This window comes from Pseudomonas pisciculturae, assembly GCF_015461805.1.
Lineage (GTDB): Bacteria > Pseudomonadota > Gammaproteobacteria > Pseudomonadales > Pseudomonadaceae > Aquipseudomonas > Aquipseudomonas pisciculturae.
The window spans coordinates 494,834-519,113 of sequence record NZ_JACVZE010000003.1; the positions used below are offsets into that span (position 1 = coordinate 494,834).

The 24,280-nt window shown below is 60.9% G+C and carries 21 protein-coding genes; 13 read left to right on the forward strand and 8 right to left on the reverse strand.

What is annotated here, in order from left to right:
• Positions 1-93: 93 nt before the first annotated feature.
• Positions 94-1,200, reverse strand: a complete 1,107-nt coding sequence (aguA, locus tag ICY20_RS11140) for an agmatine deiminase (RefSeq protein ID WP_194937487.1) — start codon at positions 1,198-1,200, stop codon at positions 94-96.
• Positions 1,201-1,322: 122 nt separating this feature from the next.
• Positions 1,323-4,223, reverse strand: coding sequence for an aminotransferase (locus ICY20_RS11145; RefSeq protein ID WP_194937488.1), 2,901 nt, complete (start codon positions 4,221-4,223; stop codon positions 1,323-1,325).
• A gap of 137 nt (positions 4,224-4,360) precedes the next feature.
• Here ICY20_RS11145 and rfbB point away from each other — a divergent pair, with 137 nt between their 5' ends.
• The 7 genes from rfbB to ICY20_RS11180 are packed head-to-tail and all read left to right on the forward strand — an operon-like array spanning position 4,361 to position 11,417.
• Positions 4,361-5,443 carry a dTDP-glucose 4,6-dehydratase gene (gene rfbB / locus ICY20_RS11150; RefSeq protein WP_159963053.1) on the forward strand — a complete coding sequence of 361 codons (1,083 nt, stop codon included), beginning with the start codon at positions 4,361-4,363 and terminating at the stop codon, positions 5,441-5,443.
• On the forward strand, positions 5,440-6,315 hold the full coding sequence (rfbA, locus tag ICY20_RS11155) for a glucose-1-phosphate thymidylyltransferase RfbA (protein ID WP_194937489.1): 876 nt from the start codon (positions 5,440-5,442) through the stop codon (positions 6,313-6,315). Before rfbB ends, rfbA begins: the two co-directional genes overlap by 4 nt.
• Positions 6,312-6,857 (forward strand): dTDP-4-dehydrorhamnose 3,5-epimerase, encoded by a 546-nt coding sequence (rfbC, locus tag ICY20_RS11160; RefSeq protein WP_194937490.1) that lies wholly within the window; start codon positions 6,312-6,314, stop codon positions 6,855-6,857. The genes rfbA and rfbC overlap by 4 nt, the downstream gene beginning before the upstream one ends.
• Positions 6,854-7,723, forward strand: a complete 870-nt coding sequence (gene rfbD / locus ICY20_RS11165) for a dTDP-4-dehydrorhamnose reductase (RefSeq protein ID WP_194937491.1) — start codon at positions 6,854-6,856, stop codon at positions 7,721-7,723. The genes rfbC and rfbD overlap by 4 nt, the downstream gene beginning before the upstream one ends.
• A 36-nt stretch (positions 7,724-7,759) precedes the next feature.
• Positions 7,760-9,568, forward strand: a complete 1,809-nt coding sequence (locus tag ICY20_RS11170) for a sensor histidine kinase (RefSeq protein WP_159963049.1) — start codon at positions 7,760-7,762, stop codon at positions 9,566-9,568.
• Positions 9,565-10,941, forward strand: coding sequence for a sigma-54-dependent transcriptional regulator (locus ICY20_RS11175; protein WP_159963048.1), 1,377 nt, complete (start codon positions 9,565-9,567; stop codon positions 10,939-10,941). Before ICY20_RS11170 ends, ICY20_RS11175 begins: the two co-directional genes overlap by 4 nt.
• Before the next feature lie 20 nt (positions 10,942-10,961).
• Positions 10,962-11,417: a YiiD C-terminal domain-containing protein gene (locus ICY20_RS11180; protein WP_194937492.1), complete on the forward strand. Its 456-nt coding sequence runs from the start codon at positions 10,962-10,964 to the stop codon at positions 11,415-11,417.
• A gap of 66 nt (positions 11,418-11,483) precedes the next feature.
• Here ICY20_RS11180 and cysQ read toward each other — a convergent pair whose 3' ends face one another.
• Both cysQ and nudE read right to left on the reverse strand, forming a co-directional pair.
• Positions 11,484-12,320, reverse strand: a complete 837-nt coding sequence (gene cysQ / locus ICY20_RS11185) for a 3'(2'),5'-bisphosphate nucleotidase CysQ (protein WP_194937493.1) — start codon at positions 12,318-12,320, stop codon at positions 11,484-11,486.
• Positions 12,317-12,883: an ADP compounds hydrolase NudE gene (nudE, locus tag ICY20_RS11190; protein ID WP_122485971.1), complete on the reverse strand. Its 567-nt coding sequence runs from the start codon at positions 12,881-12,883 to the stop codon at positions 12,317-12,319. Before nudE ends, cysQ begins: the two co-directional genes overlap by 4 nt.
• 87 nt (positions 12,884-12,970) lie before the next feature.
• On the opposite strand from nudE, the gene yrfG reads away from it, so the two are divergent.
• Complete coding sequence (yrfG, locus tag ICY20_RS11195) at positions 12,971-13,633, forward strand: GMP/IMP nucleotidase (protein WP_159963326.1); 663 nt, start codon at positions 12,971-12,973, stop codon at positions 13,631-13,633.
• A 141-nt stretch (positions 13,634-13,774) separates the two neighbouring features.
• Here the strand turns inward: yrfG and lysM are convergent, their stop codons facing one another.
• Positions 13,775-14,215, reverse strand: coding sequence for a peptidoglycan-binding protein LysM (gene lysM / locus ICY20_RS11200; protein WP_159963325.1), 441 nt, complete (start codon positions 14,213-14,215; stop codon positions 13,775-13,777).
• Positions 14,216-14,347: 132 nt separating this feature from the next.
• On the opposite strand from lysM, the gene ICY20_RS11205 reads away from it, so the two are divergent.
• The 4 genes from ICY20_RS11205 (at position 14,348) to ICY20_RS11220 (ending at position 19,197) form a co-directional block, all read left to right on the forward strand.
• Complete coding sequence (locus ICY20_RS11205) at positions 14,348-15,235, forward strand: LysR family transcriptional regulator (RefSeq protein WP_194937494.1); 888 nt, start codon at positions 14,348-14,350, stop codon at positions 15,233-15,235.
• A 97-nt stretch (positions 15,236-15,332) separates the two neighbouring features.
• On the forward strand, positions 15,333-16,172 hold the full coding sequence (gene fdhD / locus ICY20_RS11210; protein ID WP_194937495.1) for a formate dehydrogenase accessory sulfurtransferase FdhD: 840 nt from the start codon (positions 15,333-15,335) through the stop codon (positions 16,170-16,172).
• Positions 16,169-18,517, forward strand: coding sequence for an FdhF/YdeP family oxidoreductase (locus tag ICY20_RS11215; protein WP_159963322.1), 2,349 nt, complete (start codon positions 16,169-16,171; stop codon positions 18,515-18,517). Before fdhD ends, ICY20_RS11215 begins: the two co-directional genes overlap by 4 nt.
• Positions 18,518-18,717: 200 nt before the next feature.
• On the forward strand, positions 18,718-19,197 hold the full coding sequence (locus ICY20_RS11220; RefSeq protein ID WP_159963321.1) for a YMGG-like glycine zipper-containing protein: 480 nt from the start codon (positions 18,718-18,720) through the stop codon (positions 19,195-19,197).
• Positions 19,198-19,329: 132 nt separating this feature from the next.
• Here ICY20_RS11220 and ICY20_RS11225 read toward each other — a convergent pair whose 3' ends face one another.
• Positions 19,330-19,761 carry an acyl-CoA thioesterase gene (locus ICY20_RS11225; RefSeq protein ID WP_159963320.1) on the reverse strand — a complete coding sequence of 144 codons (432 nt, stop codon included), beginning with the start codon at positions 19,759-19,761 and terminating at the stop codon, positions 19,330-19,332.
• A 23-nt stretch (positions 19,762-19,784) separates the two neighbouring features.
• Positions 19,785-21,722, reverse strand: a complete 1,938-nt coding sequence (locus tag ICY20_RS11230; RefSeq protein ID WP_159963319.1) for a RecQ family ATP-dependent DNA helicase — start codon at positions 21,720-21,722, stop codon at positions 19,785-19,787.
• 163 nt (positions 21,723-21,885) lie between these two features.
• On the opposite strand from ICY20_RS11230, the gene ICY20_RS11235 reads away from it, so the two are divergent.
• On the forward strand, positions 21,886-22,935 hold the full coding sequence (locus tag ICY20_RS11235; protein WP_159963318.1) for a S8 family peptidase: 1,050 nt from the start codon (positions 21,886-21,888) through the stop codon (positions 22,933-22,935).
• Positions 22,936-22,998: 63 nt separating this feature from the next.
• On the opposite strand, the gene ICY20_RS11240 is transcribed toward ICY20_RS11235, so the two are convergent.
• Complete coding sequence (locus tag ICY20_RS11240) at positions 22,999-24,174, reverse strand: tetratricopeptide repeat protein (protein WP_159963317.1); 1,176 nt, start codon at positions 24,172-24,174, stop codon at positions 22,999-23,001.
• Between the last annotated feature and the right edge of the window lie 106 nt (positions 24,175-24,280).

Consider the following 24,280-nt stretch of genomic DNA (forward strand, 5'->3'; position numbering starts at 1 on the left):
AAAAAGCCCGCGACCGTGCAGGGCCGCGGGCTTGCTGTGGGCGCTCACACGGGTGAGCGCCGCAGCGCCGTCATGACGCTGTTACAACTGCACTCAATTTCTGTGGGGAGCTGGCTGCTGTTGGGTCAGGCAATGGATATTGCCGCCACCCAGTAACAGTTCGCGGCCCGGCACCATCACCACTTCGTGCTGCGGGAACAGGTTCTGCAGGATGACCTTGGCCGGGCCGTCCAGCGGGTCGTCAAAACTTGGCGCGATAATGCCGCCGTTGACGATCAGGAAGTTCACGTAGGAACCGGCCAGGCGTACGGTCGGATTACGTTCCTGTGTACCGTCCACCGGGTCGACACCCGCGCATTCTTCTTCAGTGGCATACAGCGGCCCCGGAATCGGCATTTTATGCACCGTGAACGAGCGGCCCTGGGCGTCGGTGCTGCTTTGCAGCACGTCCATGGCGGCGTGGCAGCGCGCGTAGTTGGGGTCTTGCGGGTCATCGGTCCAGGCCAGCAACACTTCGCCTGGGCGCACGTAGCAGCAGAAGTTATCCACATGGCCGTCGGTTTCGTCGTTGAACAGGCCGTCTGGCAGCCAGATGATTTTATCCACAGCCAGGTTGGCGCTGAGCACCGCTTCGATCTCGGCCCGGTCGAGGTGGGGGTTGCGATTGCGGTTGAGCAGGCACTCTTCGGTGGTGATCAGGGTGCCTTCGCCGTCGACGTGGATCGAACCGCCCTCCAGCACAAAGCCTTCGGTGCGATAGCGCGGCGAGCGCTCGATCTCGAGGATCTTGCCACCCACTTGGGAGTCACGGTTCCACGGCGCATACAGGCCGCCATCAAAGCCGCCCCAGGCGTTGAAGTCCCAGTTCACGCCGCGCACTTCACCGCCGTCATTGATCACGAACGTCGGGCCGGTGTCCCGTACCCAAGCGTCATCGCTGGACATTTCCACCACGCGGATATTCGGCACATCAAGGCGCGCCCGCGCGTTCTCGTACTGGCCAGCGGAAACCGCCACCGTCACCGGTTCAAACCGTGCAATGGCCTTGGCCACAGCCACGTGGGCCGCCTGCGCGGGCTTGCCACCCAGGCGCCAGTTGTCCGGGCGCTCGGGCCAGATCATCCAGGTTTGGGTTTGTGGCGCCCATTCGGCGGGCATATGGAAGCCATCGGCGCGGGGGGTGCTGTGCAGGGTGGTCATGGCGATCAGGGCTCCGAATGGGGGTAAAGGCCGACTTTATAACGGATAAAAATCGGCTTTAAAAGCAAACAAGGATGTTAGTCGAGAAATATTACATAAAATAGCCGATAACAATCGACTAACTACAGGTGTTCATCCAGCACCTTCGACAGCATGTCGACAAAAAAATCCACGCTGCGTTTGGACGTCACCATCGGCGGCTTGATTTTGAGGATATTCAGGTAATCACCCGTGGGCTGCATGAAAACCCCAAGCTCGCGCAGGCGATCGCATAGCAATGTGGTTTCTTCGGTGGCCGGTTCGAGCGTATTGCGGTCGCGCACCAACTCCAGCCCCAGATAGAAACCGGAACCGTGCACAGCGCCGACCAGCGGATGACGCTCAATCAACGCTTCCAACCGAGCCTTGAAATGCCCACCCACCACTTGGGCGTTTTCCCACAGCTTTTCTTCCTCCATCACATCCAGCACGGCCATGCCGATGCGGCAACTGACCGGGCTACCACCCGACGACGAGAAGAAATACCCCTCGGCCTCCAGCGCCTCGGCGATTTCGCGACGGGTGATTACCGCGCCCAGCGGCTGGCCATTGCCCATGCCCTTGGCCATGGTGATGATGTCGGGCACCACGCCTTGCTCTTCAAAGCCCCAGAAGAAATGGCCCATGCGGCCATAACCCACCTGCACTTCATCGGCGATGCACACGCCGCCTTGTGCGCGGACCAACCCGTACACCTGCTGCAAGTAACCCGGTGGCAGGGAGATACCGCCGGCATTGCCATACACCGGCTCGCAGATGAAACCGGCCAGTTGGCGTTTACTCGCAGCGATTTTCGCCAGGTTGTGTTCCACGCTTCGTACGTAATCCGGCGCACAGTCCGGCCCACGGAATTCACCGCGATAGGTATTCGGCGCGGTCACCGGGTGCACCCACTCCGGGCGGCTGCTCAGCGCCTGGGGGTTGTCGGCAATCGAAGTCGACACCGCATCCGCCGCCACCGACCAGCCGTGATACGCCTCCAGCACGCTAAGCATGTCGCGCCCGCCGCTGTAGGCCCAGGCCAGGCGGATCGCCAGGTCGTTGGCCTCGGTGCCGCTGTTGACCAGGAACACCCGGTCCATGCCTTCCGGCGCCAGCGCCAGCAAGCGCTCGGAAAACTCCGCAATCGCCGCGTAGTGAAAGCGCGAGTTGGTGTTGAGCAACGACCACTGGCGCGCCGCAACCGCCGCCATGCGCGGGTGGCCGTGGCCGAGCACGGCGACGTTGTTGAGCATGTCCAGGTAGGAGCGGCCCTGCATATCTATCAGGTGATTGCGCCAGCCCCGCTCGATACGCGGCGGGTCGACGTAATAGTGCTTCTGCGAACGGGCGAAACTGGCGTCCCGACGGGCCAACAGCGCTTCGGGGTCCAGCTCTGGTTCGGCATCGCAGGCCAGTCCCAACAACGTGGCGGGCGATGGACACAGGGCTTGCCACGCCAAGGCGCGAGACGGCGTGCAAAACAGCGGTGGCTCAAGGTCGGCACGGCACAATTGCACAGTCAGTGGCGCGTGCACTTCGCCCAGCACTTGCCCTTCGACCAACAACGCGCCCGGCTTCAAGACGGTTTTCACCCCCCACAACCGCAGGCTCAACGCGACGCCTTGCACGCTGATCAGACCGTCAGCGTCTTGATGCAACGTACCGGCAAACGGCGCTTCGAGTACCGTGCCATGGGGCAAATGCAGCTCGACATGCAGCGGGAACGTTGCAGGCTCTGCGGCCTGGTCCGGGCAGGTACGCGACAACCGGTATTGCCCGTAGCGACTGGCCGCCAGCCCATGCACCGCCGCCGCTTCATCCAGCAACTTGCTGTCGATGCCCGGTTGTTCCCAGTTGCCGGCCTCAAAATGCGGGCTGAGTACACCCAAGTCGATCAGCGCAAATTCCCGCCCCACCAACCCCGGTAACAAGGGCGCAAAGCCCTGGCTGGCAACGGGAGGCCGCGCCTCACCGACGCTGCTCAGAATCGCCGCTTCCATCAATTCAAACGGCACCGAGGTCGCCACGTGAAGGATTTCCCACTCATGCTCGGCGTTTTTCAACAGGTAGGCGTTATCCGGGTCCAAGCGTTGCTGCTGCTCACTGCTCAACACCAGCACCGCCGCACGAGCGACGATCAGCGGCCACAGCACCTGCAACTCTTCGCGCTGCAAGGGTGTAACGGCGTGGCAGGCCTGGATCGCCGGCAAGATCGCAAAAGGGTCCCCCTCGGCGTGGTGCAGCAAGGCCGCACAGGTCACCGACAGATCGGCAATACGCCAGGTGTGCACCAGATCGCCAAAGTCGATCACGCCCTCGACCTGCCAATGGCGTTGGCTGTCGCGCTGCCACACCACGTTGTCATCGGTGATGTCCAAGTGCACGGCTTGCCACGGCAGATAATCGACCAGAGGCTGGATGCGCGATTTAACCTGAACAGCCACTTGCTCAAGCGCAGCACGGTGAGGCAGGTTTTCCAAGGTGACCAGCAGATGAGAAATCAGTTCGCCAGCATGACGAGGGTCCCATTGCAGCGCTCGATCAAGACCAGGGTGCGTGAACGCTGCAAGCGCCTGGCTCATCCGGCCGCACAGGTCGCCAAAGCCTGCAATCACCTCACGCCCCAGGTGCGGCAGATGGGTCAGGGGCTGGCCGTCGATGTAATCCAGCAGCCGCATGTGCAAGGTTTGGCCATCGACCGTGACCGTCAGCAGGTCATCGCCGTTAAGCGCCTTGATGACCTTAGGCACGCGCACCGCCTGCAGGCTATTGAGCGCCGCATGCTGGGCCTGCAACTCCACGGCGGCGTAGTCGCCCCGGCAGATTTTCAGAACAAATCGGCCGCGGGTGCTGTCGACTTTGTAGTTGAGGTCTTGCTGGCTACCCAATGACTGCAAAGTGCCAGTGAGGCCGTAATACTGCTCAAGCAATCGTGCCGCCTGGTCGGGGCCTACTTGCGGGCAAGGTAGACTGGCGCGGTGGATCAGCGTGGCGAGCAGCATGGGGCGACCTCGGTATTTTTATCAGGCGCTTAGTTCGCCATTGTTCAGGGGGCTTGTGCAACCCCCTGGCACATCCCGCCGCAACACAAGCTATGCTCCATTCGCTTAATGTCCGTCAAAAGGAAAAGGGCCCCGACATGCGCATTCTTATTACCGGTGGCGCCGGTTTTATCGGTTCTGCTCTGGTACGTCACCTGATCCAGCACACCGAGCATGAAGTGCTCAACCTCGACAAACTCACCTACGCCGGCAACCTGGAATCGTTGAGCGCCATCGCCTCCAACAGCCGCTATGAGTTCGTTCAGGCCGACATCATTGACCAGGCCACCGTGAGCGCGGTGCTGGCCCGTTTCGAGCCCCAGGCGATCATGCACTTGGCGGCCGAGTCCCATGTGGACCGCTCCATTGACGGCCCGTCGGATTTCATCCAGACCAACATTGTCGGCACCTACAGCCTGCTCGAAGCCGCCCGCGGCTACTGGCAAACCCTCGCTGCGCCGGCAAAAAACGCGTTCCGCTTCCATCATATTTCCACCGACGAGGTGTACGGCGACCTGCACGGCGTAAACGATCTGTTCACCGAAACCACGCCCTATGCGCCCAGCTCGCCCTACTCCGCCAGCAAGGCCGCGTCCGACCACCTGGTGCGCGCCTGGCAGCGCACCTACGGCTTGCCGGTGCTGCTCACCAACTGCTCAAACAACTACGGCCCGTTCCACTTTCCCGAAAAACTCATCCCGCTGGTGATCCTCAACGCGCTCGCGGGCAAGCCATTGCCGGTCTATGGTGATGGTTTGCAGGTGCGCGACTGGCTGTTCGTCGAAGATCACGCCCGCGCCCTGCTCAAGGTGGTGACCGAGGGCGTGGTGGGCGAGACCTACAACATCGGCGGTCACAACGAGCAAAAGAATATCGAGGTGGTACGCAACATCTGCAACCTGCTGGAAGAACTGGCACCGCAACACCCTGCTGGCGTGGCGAAGTACAGCGACCTGATCACCTTCGTCAAAGACCGCCCCGGCCACGATCTGCGCTACGCCATCGACGCCAGCAAAATCGAACGGGAGCTGGGCTGGGTACCATTGGAAACCTTTGAAACCGGGCTACGCAAAACCGTGCAGTGGTACCTCGATAACCTGGAGTGGTGCCGCAGGGTCCAGGACGGCAGTTATCAGGGCCAACGATTGGGCAACACCGACATGAGGGATCTGATCGCATGATGAAAGGCATCGTATTGGCCGGCGGCTCCGGCACCCGTCTTCACCCCATTACCCTGGGCGTGTCCAAGCAACTGTTGCCGGTGTATGACAAGCCGATGATCTACTACCCGATCTCGGTGCTGATGCTGGCCGGCATCAAGGAGATCCTGGTGATCTCCACCCCGGCCGACCTGCCCCAATACCGCAACCTGCTGGGGGACGGCAGCCAGTTCGGCGTCACGTTCAGCTACGCCGAGCAGCCTTCGCCGGACGGTCTGGCACAGGCCTTTTTGATCGGCGAAGCATTCATCGGCAGCGACCCGGTGTGCCTCATTCTCGGCGACAACATTTTCCACGGCCAAAGCTTCAGCGCGCAGTTGCATGCAGCGGTGGAACGCGGCAAAGGCGCCACCGTGTTCGGCTACTGGGTCAGAGACCCGGAACGCTTCGGCGTGATCGACTTCGACAGCGAAGGCCGCGCCCTGTCCATCGAAGAAAAACCGGCGGCGCCCAAATCCAGCTATGCGGTCACGGGCCTGTATTTTTACGACAACGATGTGATCGAAATCGCCAAGGCGGTTAAACCGTCGGCCCGTGGCGAATTGGAAATCACCGACGTCAACAACGCCTACCTGCGCCGGGGCGATCTACAGGTAGAGCGCTTCGGCCGTGGCTTCGCCTGGCTCGACACTGGCACCCACGACAGCCTGCTGGACGCCTCCCAGTACGTGCAAACCATCGAGCGCCGCCAAGGCCTGAAAGTCGCGTGCCTCGAAGAGATCGCCTACGGCAACGGCTGGATCGACCGCGAACATCTGCTCGAACGCGCCAAATACTTCGGCAAGACCGGCTACGGCCAATACCTCTACGCACTGGCGGGAGACAGCCGGTGAATGTGACCGAAACCGCACTGCCGGGCGTGCTGATCCTCGAACCCAAAGTGTTCGGCGATGAGCGCGGTTTTTTTTACGAGAGCTTCAATGCCCGTGGGTTCGAAGAAGCCACCGGGCTCCAGCGTCAGTTCGTGCAGGACAACCACTCGCGCTCGCAAAAAGGCGTGCTGCGCGGCCTGCATTACCAGCTCGAACACACCCAGGGCAAATTGGTGCGGGTCACAGCAGGCGAAGTGCTGGATGTGGCGGTGGATGTCCGCCGCAGCTCGCCGAATTTCGGCCATTGGGTGAGTGTGCGCCTGTCAGCGCAGAACCATCGCCAACTGTGGGTGCCCGAGGGGTTTGCCCATGGCTTTGTGGTGCTCAGCGACTACGCCGAGTTTTTGTACAAGACCACCGACTATTACCAGCCGAGCGCCGAGCGCAGCATCCTGTGGAGTGACCCGACGCTGGCGATTGACTGGGAGCTGAGCGAGGCGCCCCAGCTGTCCGTGAAGGACCAGGCAGGAAAATTGCTGATGGAAGCCGATCTGTTCCCATGAAAATCCTGATTACCGGCCAGCACGGCCAAGTCTCCCAGGCTCTGCAACAGCACCTTAGTGGCCTGGGCGAGTTGATCATCCTGGGCCGCGACCAACTTGACCTGGCAAACGCCTATCAGATCCGTCAGCAGATCCGCGCCCAGCGCCCCGACCTGATCATCAACGCCGCGGCCCATACCGCCGTTGACCTGGCTGAAAGCGAACCGGAGGCGGCATTCGCCATCAACGCCATCGCCCCCGGCATCCTTGCCGAGGAAGCCAAGGCTCTGGGCATTCCGCTGATTCATTACTCCACCGACTACGTGTTCGATGGCAGCAAACCTGCGCCCTACATCGAGGCCGACTCACCGAACCCGTTGAGCGTCTACGGCCGCAGCAAACTGGCCGGTGAGCAGGCGATTGCAGCGGTGGGCGGCGAGTACCTGATACTGCGCACCAGTTGGGTCTACTCCAACCACGGCAAGAATTTCCTGCTGACCATGCAGCGCGTGCTGCAAGAAAAACCCCATATGCGCATCGTCGCTGATCAAATCGGTGCGCCCACGTGGGCCGGGACTATCGCTGCCAGCAGTCGCGCATTGATCGAACGCTGGCAGGCCGGCAAGCCTGGGCCATGGGGCATCTATCACCTGACCGCCCAAGGTGAAACTTCATGGTTCGGCTTTGCCCAGGCCATCGGCGAACATCTAAGCGCCCAAGGCAAGGCATGTGCCGAACTGGAGGCCATCCCATCCAGCGCCTACCCCACGCCCGCCAAGCGCCCACTGAACTCGCGCCTCGATTGCAGCCACCTGCAACAGCAATGGCACGTCAGCCAACCAGAGTGGCAAGACGCATTGCGCGAGTGTCTTGCACAGCAGCACTAGGCATAATGCGCCTGTACCCACAGGCGCCCGACTCTCATGACTCCCACACTCCCGCGAAGACCCCGTTGGCGCAGCCTCGCCCTCTTGGCATTGTGCCTGGCGCCGTTGCTGTGGCCGCTGGAGCACTTGGCCGAGCGCTATTACCGCAGCGAACTGGCGGGGCAGAACCGCCAGACCCTCGACCTGTACGTCGCCAACCTGCTGGGCACGCTGCACCGCTACGAGGTGTTGCCACAGATCCTCGGCGACTTGCCGGCCCTGCGCACCGCGCTGGCAGCACCCGACGTCAGCACCAACCAGGTCAACGCCAACCTGCTGCTCAAAGACGTCGCCGCCCAAGCCGGGGTGGAGGTGATGTACCTCATGGACACCACCGGCAAGACGCTGGCGGCCTCCAACTGGGATAAACAGGACAGCTTCGTCGGGCGTAATTTCTCGTTTCGGCCGTATTTCAGCGAAGCCATGGACGGGCGTCTGGGGCGGTTTTTCGGCCTGGGCACCACGTCGGCCAAGCGCGGGTACTTCTTCGCCGCCGCCGTGCGCGATGGCGACCAAATCATTGGCGTGCTGGTGGTCAAGGTCGACCTGGACCACACCGAGAGCCTGTGGGGCAACACGCCAGAACAGCTGTTGGTCACCGACCACAACGGCGTGGTGATCCTCACCTCGCGCCCACAATGGCGATTTCGCGCTACCCGCCCGCTGACCGCCGAAGAGCGCCAGGCCATCATCGCGATCCAACCCTACCCGACCCGCGACCCGCAGCCGCTGAGCCTGAGCAGCAGCGCCTGGTTGCGCCAGTCCACGGCCATCGCCGAGACCGGCTGGAATGTGGAGATTCTCGCGCCGCGCTCTCTGATCACCCGGCCGGTGCGCACCGTGGTCGCCGTCGGCGGCGCGGCACTGCTGGTACTGATGCTGCTGCTGGGCCTGATGATGCAGCGCCGCCGGCACTACCTGGACCGCATCGCCTTCGAGGCCAAGGCCCGCCGCGAGCTGGAAGCCCGCGTGGTCGAACGTACCAGCGACCTGGAAGGCCTCAACCGGCGCCTCAAACAGGAAGTGCTGGAGCGCGAACATGCCCAGCAAGAGCTGGTGCGCGCCCAGGATGACCTGGTGCAAGCGGGCAAGCTGTCGGCGTTGGGCACCATGTCGGCAAGCATCAGCCACGAGCTCAATCAACCGCTGGCGGCGATTCGCAGCTATGCCGAGAACGCCGAAATCCTGCTGGACCACGAGCGCACCAACGACGCTCGGGGCAATCTCAAGCTGATCAGCGAGCTGACCGGGCGAATGGCCTCAATCATCGCCCACCTGCGCGCCTTCGCCCGTCGTGACCGCCATGCGCCAGAGAGCGTGGCCCTGCAACCGGCGCTGGACGACGCCCTGGCGTTGTTGGGCAAGCGCCGACGCTCGATGGAAGTAGAGCTGATTCGTGATATGCCCGAAGCCGCCTTGTGGGTGCAGGCCGGCGAAACCCGCCTGCGCCAGGTGCTGGGCAATCTGTTGGCCAATGCCCTCGACGCCCTCACCGAAAAAGGCCCGCCGCGCAAACTCTGGCTGAGTGCCGAAACCACCGAACAAGGCGTCAACCTGTACATTCGCGACAATGGCCCAGGCTTTTGCATGGAAGCCCTGGGCCGCGCCAGCGAGCCGTTCTACACCACCAAGACCCGCACCCAGGGCCTTGGGCTGGGGCTGGCGATCTGTGACACCCTGATGCGTGCCTTTGGCGGCGAACTGTTGTTTGCCAACCACAAGGAAGGCGGCGCGCTGTTAACCTTGAAATTGCGTGCCGGCTCGCCGGGCGTCAGTCTGCAACCGTCCGAGGACCGCAGTGTATGAGTATCGATAACCAGATTCAGGTGGTGTTGATCGACGACGATCCACACTTGCGTCAGGCCCTGTGCCAGACCCTGGACCTGGCCGGGCTGAAAGTCCTGACCCTGGGCGAAGCCAGCGGCCTCACGGGGCGCCTGTCGCGGGACTGGCCGGGCGTGGTCGTCAGCGACATCCGCATGCCCGGTATGGACGGCCTGGAATTACTTGCCGAGCTGCACGGCCAGGACCCGGACCTGCCGGTGCTGCTGATCACCGGCCATGGCGACGTGCCGCTGGCGGTGCAGGCCATGCGTGCCGGCGCCTATGACTTCCTCGAAAAACCCTTCGCCAGCGACGCCCTGCTCGACAGCGTGCGCCGCGCCCTGGCCCTGCGCCGACTGGTGCTGGACAACCGCAGCCTGCGCCTGGCCTTGAGCGACCGCCAGCAACTGAGCACGCGCCTGGTGGGGCATTCGCCGCAAATGCTGCGCCTGCGCGAGCAGATCGGCGCCCTGGCCGCGACAAAAGCGGATGTGCTGATCCTCGGCGAAACCGGCGCCGGCAAAGAGGTGGTCGCCCGCGCCCTACACGACTTATCGAGCCGACGCAGCGGGCCGTTTGTGGCGATCAATGCCGGCGCCCTGGCCGAATCGGTGGTGGAAAGCGAGCTGTTCGGCCATGAGCCCGGCGCATTCACCGGCGCGCAGAAGCGCCGTATCGGCAAGTTCGAATTCGCCAACGGCGGCACGCTGTTCCTGGATGAAATCGAGAGCATGAGCCTGGATGTACAGGTCAAGTTGCTGCGCTTGTTACAAGAACGTGTTGTCGAACGCCTTGGTGGCAATCAACTGATCCCGCTGGATATCCGCATCATCGCCGCCACCAAGGAAGACCTGCGCCAGTCCGCCGACCAAGGCCGCTTCCGCGCCGACTTGTACTACCGCCTCAACGTTGCGCCGCTGCGAATTCCACCGCTGCGCGAGCGTGGGGAAGATGCGCTGATGCTCTTCCAGCACTTCGCCGACGAAGCCAGCAGCCGCCATGGCCTGCCGCTGCACGAGCTGCAACCGGGCCAGCGTGCGCTATTGCTGCGACACAGTTGGCCGGGCAATGTGCGCGAATTGCAGAACGCCGCCGAACGCTTCGCCCTGGGCCTGGAACTGGCCTTGGATGCGACGCCGGATAACCCTGCTACCGGCGTGCTGACCTCCACGCCCGGCGGCCTGAGCGAGCAAGTCGAGCAGTTCGAAAAAAGCCTGATCGCCGCCGAACTGACCCGCCCCCACGGCTCCATGCGCAGCCTCGCCGAAGCCCTTGGCGTGCCGCGCAAGACCCTGCACGATAAGCTGCGCAAACACGGCCTGAACTTCGCCAACCAAAGCGCCGACGACGAATGAACCCCTTCAAAGAAGCAGCCATGAACCGCGACAGCCGTCACCTCGAATCCGTCCTGCACCACGACATCCCCCTCACTCGGGAGATGGGCCTCAAGGTGCTCGACTGGCAACACGGGCGGTTGGCGCTGCATCTGCCGTTGCAGGCCAATATCAACCACAAGAGCACCATGTTTGGCGGCAGCCTGTACTGCGGCGCGGTGTTGGCGGGTTGGGGTTGGCTGCACTTGCAGTTGCGCGAGGAAGGGATTGAAGACGGGCATATCGTGATTCAAGAGGGGCAGATCAGTTATCCGCTACCGGTTACGCGGGATGCGACTGCGATCTGCATGGCGCCGGAAGAAAAGGTGTGGAAACGTTTCCTGGCCACTTACAAGCGGTATGGGCGTGCGCGGTTGACACTGGAGACATGGATCGTGAATGAAGGGGCGGAGGAGCGAGCAGTAGCCTTCACCGGCCAGTACGTCCTGCACCGCTAACTGCCACAACACAAAACAACTGTGGGAGGGGGCTTGCTCCCTCCCACATTTTGATCTTCTGAGGGCTTAAGACCGCGCCAGGATCAGCAAGCGTTCACGCCATGCAGCCTTCGCCGGCAGCGCCAAAAAGAATGGGTTCAACAACGATGCCCGCGCCGGATAGCTGAACGGCACACCGCTCAACTCCAACACCTCGCCCCCCGCCCCTTCCAGCACGCCTTGGGCCGCAGCGGTGTCCCACTGTGACGTCGGTGCCAGGCGTGGGTAGCAGTCAGCGCTGCCTTCGGCCAACAGGCAGAACTTCAACGAACTGCCGATATTCGCCAGCTTCAACGCCCCCAGACCTTCACTCAAACCGTCGAGCAAACGCTCTTGCTCAGGGCTGGAATGCCGACGGCTGGCCACCACGGTAAACGACTCACCTGCCGCAGGCGCTTCGCGTACCTGAATCTGCTTGGGCGCTTCGTTCACATCCGAGCGCCAGGCGCCAAGGCCCGCCCCCCCAAAGTAGCAGCGCCCGCTGGTGGGCATCGACACTACGCCAAACACGACTCGGCCCTGTTCGATCAGGGCGATATTGACGGTGAACTCTTCACTGCCAGCGATAAATTCCTTGGTGCCATCCAGCGGGTCCACCAACCACCAGCGCTGCCAACCGGCGCGCACGCTCTGGTCGATATCGGCGTCTTCTTCAGACAGCACGGGGATGCTCGGCTCGAGTGCCGTGAGGCCCGCCAGGATCAGATGATGAGCGGCCAGGTCGGCCGCTGTTACCGGTGAATCGTCCGCCTTGGAGGTCACGGCAACATCGGCACGCCAGTACGGCAGGATCACCTCACCGGCCTGGCGCGCCAACTCAATCACAGGGGCAATAAACGGGTGGCCCAAAAACAGTTCGCTCATGCGTTGAACACTCCACGCTGGGTCAACAGGTCGCGCACCAGGTACAACGCAGCGAGGGCTCGGCCTTCGCTGAATTGCTCGTTTTGCGCCAGCATCGACAGCTCACGCAGGTTGACCTTGTCGACACGCATCGGCTCGGGCTCATCGCCTTCAAGGCGTTCTTCATAGAGGTCGGTGGCCAGTACCACCTGGATTTTCTGGCTCATGTAGCCAGGCGACAGCGAGAGTTCGGTGAGGTGTTCCAACTGACGGGCGCCATAGCCAGCCTCTTCCTTGAGCTCACGATTTGCCGCCGCCAGCACATCCTCGCCAGGCTCGATCAAGCCCTTGGGCAAGGACACTTCATATTCATCGGTACCGCCGCAGTACTCTTCCACCAGCAACGCGTGATCGTCATCGATCATTGCCACGATCATCACTGCGCCGTAACCGGCACCGCGGCCCACGAGGCGTTCGTAGGTGCGTTCAACGCCATTGGAAAAGCGCAATTGCACCTCCTCCACGCGGAACAAACGGCTACTGGCGACTATTTCGCGGGCGAGGACGGTGGGTTTCTGGCGCATAAGCGGCTCCTTGGCGTGATCGGGTTACTATACCGTGGCTTTTCCGATTGTCTGTGTCGGATATCTTTACTTACATGAGAACTGCCCATGCCCTCGCTGCCCTGGCACGCCATCGACACCGTCCTGCTGGACATGGACGGCACCTTGCTCGACCTGCATTACGACAACCATTTCTGGATGGAGCACCTGCCCCAGCGCTACGCCGAGCTGCACGGGGTAAGCCGGGCCATGGCCGAGATGGAGTTGCAGCCGCTGTTCGAGCGTAACGCCGGACAGTTGCAATGGTATTGCCTGGATTTCTGGAGCGCGGAGTTGAAACTGCCGGTGCGCGAACTCAAGTTGGAGACCGCCCACCTGATTGCACTGCGCCCGGATGCAGACACGTTCCTGGCGGCGATCAAACGCGCCGGCAAGCGGGTGATTTTGATCACCAACGCCCATCGTGACTCGCTGTCATTGAAGTTGGAACGCATTGAGCTGGCGCCGTATTTCGAACGTTTGATCAGTTCCCATGACTATGGTTTCGCCAAGGAAAACCCGCAGTTTTGGGATGCACTGCAAGCCGATATCGGCTTCGACCCGGCGCGTAGTCTGTTTATTGATGACACCTTGCCGATTTTGCGCAGCGCCCAGGCGTATGGCGTGGGGCATTTACTGGCGGTCAAAGAGCCGGACAGTAAAAAAGGGGCCAAGGACACGGGAGAATTCGAGGCCGTCGACGACTACCGCGATCTCATTGCCGGGCTCTGAACCATCGGTGGAAGAAGCTCCATGTGGGAGCCGGGCTTGCCCGCGATGCAGGCGCCGCGGTGTATCAGTTACACCGAGGTGATGCCATCGCGGGCAAGCCCGGCACCCACACAAGCCCCCTCCCACATTTTGACCTGCGATTTACTCAGGAATACGCAGTGTCTGCCCTGGGTAGATCTTGTCCGGGTGCGACAGCAGTGGTTTGTTCGCCTCAAAAATCTTGTTGTACTGGTTGGCGTTGCCATACACCGCCAGCGAAATTGCGCTCAGGGTGTCGCCCTTTTTCACCACGACAAAACGGGCCGCAGCAACTACAGGGCCGGAAACCGTAATCTGGTCCTCCACGCTGGCAACGCCAGCAATGTTGCCCGCTGCCAGAATGATTTTTTCCTTCTCTTCCTGGGTGGCTACTTCACCGGTAATCGTGACTTTGTCCCCATCAACGGTGGCGTGCACGTTAGGGTTGCCTAACCCCACCTCCTCAATATGCTTCTTCAGATCATCACTGGCGTTGGCATTACCTGGCGTCAACAGGTCGATCAACTTCGCGCCAGCTTCCTTAACAAAGCTAAAAAGACTCATGGTGCACTCTCCTTGGGATTTGGTTTCCAGATGCCCAAGACTAGACCAGTCCTACAGATTTGGGTTCCAGCCCGGCCAAAGACCTAAACGCGCTAGAATCCCCCCGCCGTTGGAATAAGCCCTGGAGCGAAGATGGACATCAAACAACTGAAATTCCTCATCGCCCTCGACGAAACCCGTCACTTCGGCCAGGCCGCGGCACGCTGCCACATTACCCAGCCAACGCTGTCGATGCGCCTGCGCAGCCTCGAAGAAGAACTGGATCTTCCCTTGGTCAATCGCGGCCAGCGCTTCGAGGGCTTTACCGCGCCGGGCGAGCGCGTGCTGGCCTGGGCGCGCACGGTCCTGGCCGCCTATGACGGTTTGCAGGCCGAGGCGGCAGCCTGTCGTGGCAACCTGGTGGGTACGCTGCGCCTGGGCGTGGTGCCGTTGTCGAGCTTTGACCCCTTGGCCCTCATGCAGCAACTGCATAAAGAACACCCAAGCCTGCGTTTTGAATTGTCGGCGCTGAGCTCCGAACAGATCCTGGAGCAACTGGCGAGCAATCGCCTCGACCTTGGGGTGTCTTATCTGGAGCGCCTGGACAACGAGCGTTTCGACTCGCTGGCCTTGGGCGAAACGCGTATGGGGCTGCTTTACGACCAACGGTTCTTTAGCTTCGGCGATAAGCCGCTGAGTTGGGAGGCGCTGATCGAGTTGCCCCTGGGCATGCTCACCAGCGGCATGCATTTTCGCCAGTCCATCGATCACAACTTCCATAGCCGTGGGCTCAACCCGCAACCGTTGTTGCAGACCGATGCAGTGCATCAATTGTTACAAGCCGTGCACGGCGGCCTGTGCTGCGCCGTCATGCCCTTGGACGGCGGCCTCGATGCCCTCACCGAACACCTGCGCCTGCAACCCATAGAAGAAGCGCACACCCTCGCGCGTCTAGGCCTGATCATGCGGCGCAGTGCGCCAAGATCCGCCTTGGCGGAGGCGTGTTTTGCGCTGTTCCAAAAATCGTTACAAGACGCTTGATCGACGCCATCTATCGATAGATCAGTACTGACGATTAGACGCGACCCTTTGTCGCGCCTAGTCTAAACATTGATCAATCCGCCGGTGGTATAGCCCCATGAACGCCAAGCGCCCAATCTGCGCGGCGCCCGCCCTCGAAACGCCCGCGCCCGCCGCCAGCCAGAGCTATCAGTATTGCAACCTCGAACACACAGAAGTCGCCAGCACAGCGTTGGCGGAAGAAGTGGCGTTGGCGATTGCCTATAACGACATCAGCCAGGCGGTGATGCTGGTAACGCCCACCGACCTGGAAGATTTCATCGTCGGTTTCAGCATGGGTAGCGGGATTATCACCGACGTTAGCGACATTTATGACCTGAAGCTCAGTGGATCAGGCTCTGCCCAATACGCTCAAGTGCAGATTTCCAGCCGTGCCTTTTGGAATCTCAAGCAGCAGCGCCGCCAGCTGGCCGGTACCAGCGGCTGCGGGCTGTGTGGCGTGGAAGCCGTAGAGCAAGCGCTGCCTGACCTTCAGGTGTTGCCCGGCGCGCCATTGCCGCCGGCCGAATGGCTTGATGGCCTGCGCCAGCGCATCAGTGCGTTTCAGCCCCTGGGCCAGTACAGCGGCGCGGTGCATGCCGCTGTGTTTATGAACAATCAGGGCGAATTATTGATGGGCCGCGAAGATATTGGTCGGCACAACGCCTTGGATAAGCTTATCGGCGCGCTGATCCGCCAAAAGATTCCGACCGAAGGCGGCGTGGCGATTGTCACCAGCCGGTGCAGCCTGGAGCTGATCCAGAAAGTTTTGCGCGCAGGCATCCAGACCCTGGTCAGCCTGTCGTCGCCCACCGGCCTGGCCCTGCAATGGGCTCGCCGACACAACCTCAATCTCATCCACCTGCCGCAGAAAAGTGCGCCGCGGGTCTACAGCCCTGCGATGGAGAACCAGCCGTGAGCAATCATAACCAAGCCGACCAAACCCCAACCCCGCGCTACAAACCGTATAAAGGTGCGGCGGGCGGCTGGGGTGCACTGATCAGCGTGGCCCAGGCCTGGCTGACCAGCGACAACGCGCTGAAAAACCTACGCATGATGCTCAAGACCAACCAGAACGGCGGCTTCGACTGCCCGGGCTGCGCCTGGGGTGATTCGCCGGAAAGCGGCATGGTCAAGTTCTGCGAGAACGGCGCCAAGGCGGTGAATTGGGAAGCCACCAAGCGCCGGGTGGACGCGGCATTTTTCGCCAAGCACAGCGTCACCGCGCTGATTGAGCAAAGCGATTATTGGCTGGAGTATCAGGGCCGCCTGACCGAGCCGATGCGCTATGACGCCGAGACCGACCATTACCTTCCCATCAGCTGGGAAGCCGCGTTCGACTTGGTGGGCAAACATCTCAACGCCCTGCCCAGCCCTGACATGGCCGAGTTCTACACCTCGGGCCGCGCCAGTAACGAAGCGGCGTACCTGTATCAACTGTTCGTGCGCGCCTATGGCACCAACAACTTCCCGGACTGCTCGAACATGTGCCACGAAGCCAGCGGCGTGGCCCTGGCGCAAAGCGTGGGCGTCGGCAAAGGCACTGTGACCTTTGATGACTTCGAACACGCCGATGCGATTTTCGTGTGGGGCCAGAACCCTGGCACCAACCACCCGCGCATGCTCGAACCGCTGCGCGAGGCGGTGAAGCGCGGCGCCCAGGTGGTGTGCATCAACCCGCTAAAAGAGCGCGGCCTGGAGCGCTTCCAACACCCGCAGCACCCACTGGAAATGCTCACCAACGGCGACAAACCGACCAACACCGCCTACTTCCGCCCCGCACTGGGTGGCGACATGGCCATCCTGCGGGGCATGGCCAAGTTTCTGCTGCTGTGGGAGCGCCAGGCCCAGGCCGAAGGCAAAGAGGCCGTGTTTGACCACGACTTCCTTAACGAACACACCGCCAACGTGCTGGATTACCTGGGCAAAATCGATGACACCTCCTGGGATGAAATCGTCGAGCAGTCCGGCCTGACCCTGGTTGAGATCGAGCAAGCGGCGCGCATGTACGCCAAAGGCAAGAACGTGATCATGTGCTGGGCGATGGGCATTACCCAGCATCGCCATTCGGTGCCGACCATCCAGGAAATCGCCAACCTGATGCTGCTGCGCGGCAATATCGGCCGCCCAGGCGCCGGCCTGTGCCCGGTGCGTGGTCATAGCAACGTGCAGGGCGACCGCACGATGGGCATCAACGAGCGCCCACCGGTGGCGTTCCTTGACTCTCTGGAGCGTCGCTTCCAGTTTCAGGTGCCGCGTGAGAACGGGCACAACGTGGTGGAAGCCATCCACGCCATGCTTGAAGGCCGCTCCAAGGTGTTTATCGGCCTGGGTGGCAACTTCGCCCAAGCCACACCAGACAGCCCGCGCACCTTCGAAGCCCTGCGCAATTGCGACCTGACGGTGCAAATCAGCACCAAGCTCAACCGCAGCCACCTGATGCACGGTAAAGACGCGCTGATCCTGCCGTGCCTGGGCCGTACCGACATCGACATCCAGGCCGACGGCCCGCAGGCGGTGACGGTAGAAGACTCGTTCAGCATGGTCCACGGCTCCAACGGCCAATTGCAGCCGCTGTCGAAGCTGATGAAGTCGGAGCCTGCGATCCTGGCCGGCATCGCCGCCGCGACCTTGGGCAGCAAGCCGGTGGACTGGAATTGGCTGGTGGCCGACTACGGCCGCATCCGCGACCTGATCGCCGACACCATCCCAGGCTTCAAGGGCTTCAACGAGAAGATCAAAAACCCGGGCGGTTTCTACTTGGGCAACTCGGCCGGTGCACGTCGCTGGAACACCCCTTCGGGCCGTGCCAACTTCCGCCCCAACATCCTGCCCAAAGACCTGATTCACGAACGCACCCACGCCACGGGCCGGGTGCCAGACCTGATCATGCAGTCGATGCGCTCCCACGATCAGTACAACACCACCATCTATGGCCTGGACGACCGCTACCGTGGGGTCAAGGGCCAGCGCGACGTGCTGTTTGTCAACGAAGCCGACATCATCCGCCTGGGCTTCAAGCCGGGGCAAAAGGCCGACATCGTGTCGTTGTGGGAAGACGGTCGTGAGCGCCGCGTAAAAGGCTTCACGCTGTTGGCGTTTGATATTCCGGCAGGGCAGGCTGCGGCTTACTACCCGGAAGTGAACCCGCTGGTGCCGCTGGAAAGCACCGGGGATGGAAGCCACACGCCCACGTCAAAATTCGTGGCGATTCGGTTGGAAGCAGCGAGCGACAACGGATTGATCATGGCCCGTTCGGCATAAAGCCACGGGCACAAAAAAGGCCGCTTTTGCATAAAAGCGGCCGTTCCGAAGTAGCTAAAGACCTGTCAAATTTACTTAAGTTCCCTAGTAAAAACAGTAACTTATAGAATTGTGTACAACTCGTGTTACTGGTCGGATTTCTGTTGCCACAATCTCGTTACAACCTCAGGATCGCGCCGTCATCCTCTTGAGGTCTCCCTATGAAGTTCTCCTCGATTCTCTTGTTGTCCCTTGGCCTGGTCAGTGGCGCAGCCATGGCCGGTGGCACCACCGAAGCCGGTGTAGGCGGCGCATTGGGCGGGGTTCTAGGTTCGGTTGTCGGTCAGCAGATCGGTGGCAACACCGGCTCCGCCATTGGTGCAGCCTTGGGCGGCGCAGGCGGTAGTGCGGTCGGTGCTGACAAGCGCAGCCGTGGCGAAGCCGCCATTGGCGGTGCCTTGGGCGCAGCCGGCGGTAACGTGGTCGGCCGCAGCATGGGCGGCAGCACCGGCAGCCTGATCGGCGCAGCCGCCGGCGGTGGCGCGGGTGGTGCGCTGGGTAACTACATGGGCAACAAGAGCGATGACGATGATCGCCGCTCTCGTGGCCGTGATAACCGTCGTTATGACCGTGATGATCATCGTGGGCGTGGGCATGCCTATGGGCATCGCAAGAACAAGCATCATTACCGTCACCGGTAAGCTCGCGGTCTAAACGTGGGAGCGGGCTTGCCCGCGATAGCGAACTGTCAGGCAATACTGCTTAACCTGACACACCGCCTTCGCAGGCAAGCCAGCTCCCACATTTGATCTGCGCTGTTTGTGAGATTACGATCAAACCACCAACCGCTGCAACGCCTCGCGCAACATCCCCGGAATCGCCACTGGCTGGTTCGACCCCCGATCGACAAACACATGCACAAACCTTCCTGCCGCGCAGGCCTCTTCCTCGCCGGCCTTGAATACCGCCAACTCATACTGCACTGAACTGTTGCCCAGCTTGCCCACCCGCAGGCCGATTTCGATGCGCTCTGGAAAGGCAATCGACGCAAAGTAATCACACGCCGAACTCACCACAAACCCCACCACCTCACCGCCATGAATATCCAGCCCGCCCTGTTCGATCAGGTAGGTATTCACTGCCGTGTCGAAAAAACTGTAGTAGGTCACGTTGTTCACATGGCCATACACATCGTTGTCGTGCCAGCGCGTGATGATCGGCTGGAAGTGAGGGTAATCGGCACGTTGTGGCACTGAATCAGGCATGGGTGCATCTCGTGAAGGTGGGTTTACAGGTCATTCAAATGGGCCTCGGCCCACTCGCGCACTTCGGCGTAGGGGTAGTCTTCCAGCGCAGCAAAACCCGGAATGCCCCGCGCCTTCAACTTGGTGAACAGCGGCACGCTGATACCGCCCAAGAAACGCGTAAGGCGCTCCGCTCCTGGCAATTGGCCGGTGTGCTCATGATGCCTGTGGATAAAATCACCGCACAGCCCCATGAAGTTTTTATCCACAAGCGGCGGCAAGGCCGGTGGGGGCGGCAAGTGTGCAACCTGGCCATGGCAAACCGAACAATGCCCGCAGCGTTGAGGGGCGTTTTCATCGCCAAAATACTGCGCCAGCCGCTGTCCCAGGCAGCGATCAGTGGCAAACAGATCGAGCATGGCGTGAATGCGTGCCACCTCCCCGACTTCGTGCTGCTTGAAGCCTGTGTATAACTCTACGCTCAGCACCTGTGGGTCAAAACCTGTGTTCAGCAGGCTGTAGACCTCCGTCATTTGCTTGCTTTCGAGCTCGATCAGCCCCTGTTCCTGGAAGTAATCCAGCGCCTTCACCACCCGACCGCGCTCGGCATTGTGTTGTTGGTACAGCGCGTCGAAATCCACCGTCGCCCAGGTTCTCGCCCGTTTGCACACCTGGATAATTGCGGCGACAAATTGCTGCCGTTCGCCGGAAAACCGCGCCAGCAAAACCTCCGGCTCGATCAGGTATTTGAAACGGTATTCCGCGTAAAACGCATAACGAGGCGCGATCACACCCTTGAGCTCCAATTGCACCAACAACGTCTTGAGCGGCAACTCGCGAATGTTGCTGTCATCCGATAACGACCGCAGTAAAAACTCCCACTGCCCCTCGCCCCGCGCTGCCTGCAACTCATCCAGCACACGGCGAATGCCATCCTGCTCCGGCGTATCGCCATACACAAAGTTTTCCAACACGTTGAGGCTGTCGCGATTGGCCAATACCAGGCAATCGGACGGCTGCCCATCACGCCCCGCACGGCCGATTTCCTGGCTGTAGTTCTCGATGGATTTGGGCAGGTCAAAGTGCACCACGTTGCGGATATCACTTTTGTCGATGCCCATGCCGAAGGCGATGGTGGCGACGATGCAATTAGAGCGCCCACTCATAAAGCGCTGCTGAATACCTTCGCGTTTATCGTGAGGCAAACCGGCGTGGTACGCCTCGGCCTGGATGCCATTGCGGTTTAAATGCTCGGCGATCTGCTCGGCGGTTTTTTGCAAGGTGACGTAGACGATGCTCGGCTGGTTGGCGCGCTCGCTCATCCACTGGACGAGCCTGCGACGTTTGTCTGCACCGCTCACCGGCTCGACCAACAGGTTGAGGTTGGGCCTGTAGAAGCCCGTGGTAACCACATCGTCTGGAGCGATGGCGAACTTCGCCTGCATGTCAGCAATCACCTTGGGTGTCGCTGTGGCCGTCAACAGCAGGGCTTGTGGGATATTGAACTGACGCTGGTAGTCCGGCAGCTTCAGGTAGTCCGGACGGAAGTTATGGCCCCATTCGGAAATACAGTGCGCCTCATCTACCACCAGCAGCGAGATCTGCACGCTTTGCAGGAAGTTGCGAAAGCGCTCGTTCTTCAAGCGTTCCACAGAAATCATAAGGATTTTCAACTCGCCGGACCGGGCACGAGCCATGACGTCGTTGGCCTCGTCACGGCTTTGGGCCGAATCGATACTGCCCGCCGAAATACCGTGGCGCTGCAAGAAACCCAACTGGTCCTGCATCAACGCCAGCAACGGCGACACCACCAGCGTCAAGTGCGGCAGTAGCACTGCTGACAGTTGGTAACACAAAGACTTGCCGGAGCCCGTAGGGAAAATCGCGGCAGCCGAACGGCCGGCCAACACGGCGCTGACCGTTTGCTCCTGGCCCAAACGAAACTGTGGGTAACCAAAGACCTGCTGGAGGGTGTCGTGCATGGGCTGTCACTCCATTGACCGCTGAAGGAGTCAAAAACATAGATCAGCGATCAAGAAAAGGTCGGGGATAAACGCTACAAACTGATACAGAGAAAACCAGCAAGCCCGCGCAAAAACGAAGACAGTAGCACGCCTGCTCAACTACCCCGACAAGGAGTCGTGAATGTCTCAATGCCCACGGTTTTCACTGCAATGCCTCATCGTACTCACGCTGCCTCTGTTGCTGCACGGTTGTGTAGCCGCCCCTAAACCAGCGCCTGCTGAACCGGACCCACGCCGCTTTGAAACCCCCGAATACCTCGCGCAGAAAGCGCTGCCCATTGTCAACGCATCCACCCTCTACGCACGCGGCGGTACCGGCCAGGGCGTGACCGTTGCGCTGATCGACTCAGGTCTCAACCAAGCACTGCCGGAGTTCGACGGGCGTGTGGCCGACCCAGGCTACGACTTTGTCAAACAACAGCCAGGTACGGTGGATGTGAAAGGCCATGGCACGCAAATGGCCGGCATTCTCGCCGCCAACAAAAATGATCGGGGCATCCATGGCATCGCTTTCAATGCCCAACTCATTCCCATGCGGTTCGGGGACGACAAGGAGCCTTTTTATTTCGACAGTGAAATCGCCCAGGCCTGGACGCTCGCACACGCCAAAGGCGCGCGTATTTTCAGCAACTCGTGGGCCAACCCCATTGAAGCCAACACCAACGAGGTTCCGGTCTATGAACGGCTGATGGGAGACTCGTTGGGCGTGGCGAAAAAACTGGTGGCCGAAGGCGCAGTATTCGTTTTCTCAACGGGTAACGAGGTCAAGCGTGAGCCTCTCGCCGAACCCGGCCTGCCCGCGTTGGTGCCCGAACTGGAGAAAGGCTGGATAGCGGTCATGGCGCTAAAAAACGACGGCACGGCCATCAATCTCAAATCCAATTATTGCGGCCTCGCGGCACGCTGGTGCATCGCGGTGCCGGGGGGCGACGGCGGCGCAGGTTTGTTGACCACCAACAAAGACGGCAGCTACGGCCCTACTGCTGGCACCTCGCCGGCAGCGGCGTTGGTCAGTGGCGCCCTGGCGGCCCTGCAAAGTCGTTTTCCCGAGATGACACCGCAACAAATACGTGAGCGCTTGCTCAACACGGCTAACCGAACAGGTATCTATGCCAACGCCGAAGCCTATGGGCGCGGCCTGATGGACCTCGACGCAGCCTCTCGCCTTTAACCGCCCCCAAACAAACAACGCGCCACTGGGGCGCGTTGTCGATGGAGCGTTTGTTGCTGTCAATCAGCGGTTCTTAACCCGATCAATCGCGGTGTCGTACACCGGGTTGGCCTTCTGCTCTTTGGCCAACTGGTAGTGACGCAACGCATCCTGGAACTGCCCGGCCGCTTCGTAGATACGCGCAATGTTGTAGTAAGCACCGGCACGCACGGTCGCAGCATTTGCACCCGATGCCAAGGCGATCGCCTTGCGATTGGCCCAGATCGATTCAGCAGTGTTACCCGCCTTCTGATACGCCAGGCCCAGGTTGCCGTAGGCCTTGCCGAAGCTGTTATCCAGCTCGATAGCCTGACGGAAGAACTCGATTGCCTGATCCAGATTACCCGCCTGGTAGGCCGCTTCGCCTTTGAGGTTCAGTTTCTTCGCATCAGCCTGTACCGACGAGCTGACAACGACGGCATCAATGGCCACGCTGTCGTCCAGCAACGGTTTGACTTCGTTGAGGACATCACTCGGGCTGACCGTGACACCGGTGAAGCTGTTGATGTCCTGGAAGTCGCCATTGCCGGTCATGCGAAACACTGTCCACAGGTTGCCGGTGCGATTTTTCGGTACGTAGTAAGTGCGCACCAGGGATTGCCCCATGTACACAAACACCTTGGCTTCGCTGTTGGAGAGCTGGCTCGAACCTGGGTTGCGCTGGTTGGAATAGTCATGCACGGCATAGACGTAGCTTTCGCCGTAATGCTTTTTCTGCAGGGTGATGGTTTCCGGGCCGTAGCTGTCGGTGTCATCCACATCCAGCAACGCATCAACGCCTTGCTGCCTTGCGTAGTAGATATTGTTGCCTGGGTAAATCATGTGGGAGTCGAGGTCGTACGGGGTCTTGCCCCAGGTCAGTACCACACGCATGCCGTCGAGGTTTTCCATGACCGGGCTGATGGCGTAAGTCATGCCCTTGCACGGGCACTTCACCACCAGGTTGGAATAGCCAGGCTTCTTGATGATCAGCAAGTTGCTGCCATCGTCGGCGGCGTCGCTATTGAGGACTACCTGGCCCTGGGCGTTGGTACGGCCCACCACATTTTGCGCGCCGTTGCGTTGCAGCAGCACTTCGGCGTCGGCGATTTTCTGGTCCTTGACCACGGCACTCAGCACTTCAATCGGCAACTGCTCAGCCTGGACTGAAAACGCTACTGCACACAATGACATCGCCGAGGCGACACGAAGCAAACCCATGCTTAACTCCCTTTAAGTAGTGGGCGGAATCGCCCTACAAGATTTTGCGCTGCAACATACGCTGAATTCAGTGTGTCGGCAGTTTTTTTGTACAAAATGTGACGTG

Coding starts and splice junctions, on each gene's coding strand:
- ICY20_RS11175 (WP_159963048.1), top strand. CDS start 9,565: ATGAGTATCGATAACCAGATTCAGGTGGTGTTGATCGACGACGATCCA.
- ICY20_RS11170 (WP_159963049.1), top strand. CDS start 7,760: ATGACTCCCACACTCCCGCGAAGACCCCGTTGGCGCAGCCTCGCCCTC.
- ICY20_RS11235 (WP_159963318.1), top strand. CDS start 21,886: ATGTCTCAATGCCCACGGTTTTCACTGCAATGCCTCATCGTACTCACG.
- ICY20_RS11230 (WP_159963319.1), bottom strand. CDS start 21,722: ATGCACGACACCCTCCAGCAGGTCTTTGGTTACCCACAGTTTCGTTTG.
- yrfG (WP_159963326.1), top strand. CDS start 12,971: ATGCCCTCGCTGCCCTGGCACGCCATCGACACCGTCCTGCTGGACATG.
- aguA (WP_194937487.1), bottom strand. CDS start 1,200: ATGACCACCCTGCACAGCACCCCCCGCGCCGATGGCTTCCATATGCCC.
- fdhD (WP_194937495.1), top strand. CDS start 15,333: ATGAACGCCAAGCGCCCAATCTGCGCGGCGCCCGCCCTCGAAACGCCC.
- ICY20_RS11180 (WP_194937492.1), top strand. CDS start 10,962: ATGAACCGCGACAGCCGTCACCTCGAATCCGTCCTGCACCACGACATC.
- lysM (WP_159963325.1), bottom strand. CDS start 14,215: ATGAGTCTTTTTAGCTTTGTTAAGGAAGCTGGCGCGAAGTTGATCGAC.
- ICY20_RS11145 (WP_194937488.1), bottom strand. CDS start 4,223: ATGCTGCTCGCCACGCTGATCCACCGCGCCAGTCTACCTTGCCCGCAA.
- ICY20_RS11220 (WP_159963321.1), top strand. CDS start 18,718: ATGAAGTTCTCCTCGATTCTCTTGTTGTCCCTTGGCCTGGTCAGTGGC.
- rfbA (WP_194937489.1), top strand. CDS start 5,440: ATGATGAAAGGCATCGTATTGGCCGGCGGCTCCGGCACCCGTCTTCAC.
- cysQ (WP_194937493.1), bottom strand. CDS start 12,320: ATGAGCGAACTGTTTTTGGGCCACCCGTTTATTGCCCCTGTGATTGAG.
- ICY20_RS11240 (WP_159963317.1), bottom strand. CDS start 24,174: ATGGGTTTGCTTCGTGTCGCCTCGGCGATGTCATTGTGTGCAGTAGCG.
- ICY20_RS11225 (WP_159963320.1), bottom strand. CDS start 19,761: ATGCCTGATTCAGTGCCACAACGTGCCGATTACCCTCACTTCCAGCCG.
- rfbD (WP_194937491.1), top strand. CDS start 6,854: ATGAAAATCCTGATTACCGGCCAGCACGGCCAAGTCTCCCAGGCTCTG.
- rfbB (WP_159963053.1), top strand. CDS start 4,361: ATGCGCATTCTTATTACCGGTGGCGCCGGTTTTATCGGTTCTGCTCTG.
- ICY20_RS11205 (WP_194937494.1), top strand. CDS start 14,348: ATGGACATCAAACAACTGAAATTCCTCATCGCCCTCGACGAAACCCGT.
- nudE (WP_122485971.1), bottom strand. CDS start 12,883: ATGCGCCAGAAACCCACCGTCCTCGCCCGCGAAATAGTCGCCAGTAGC.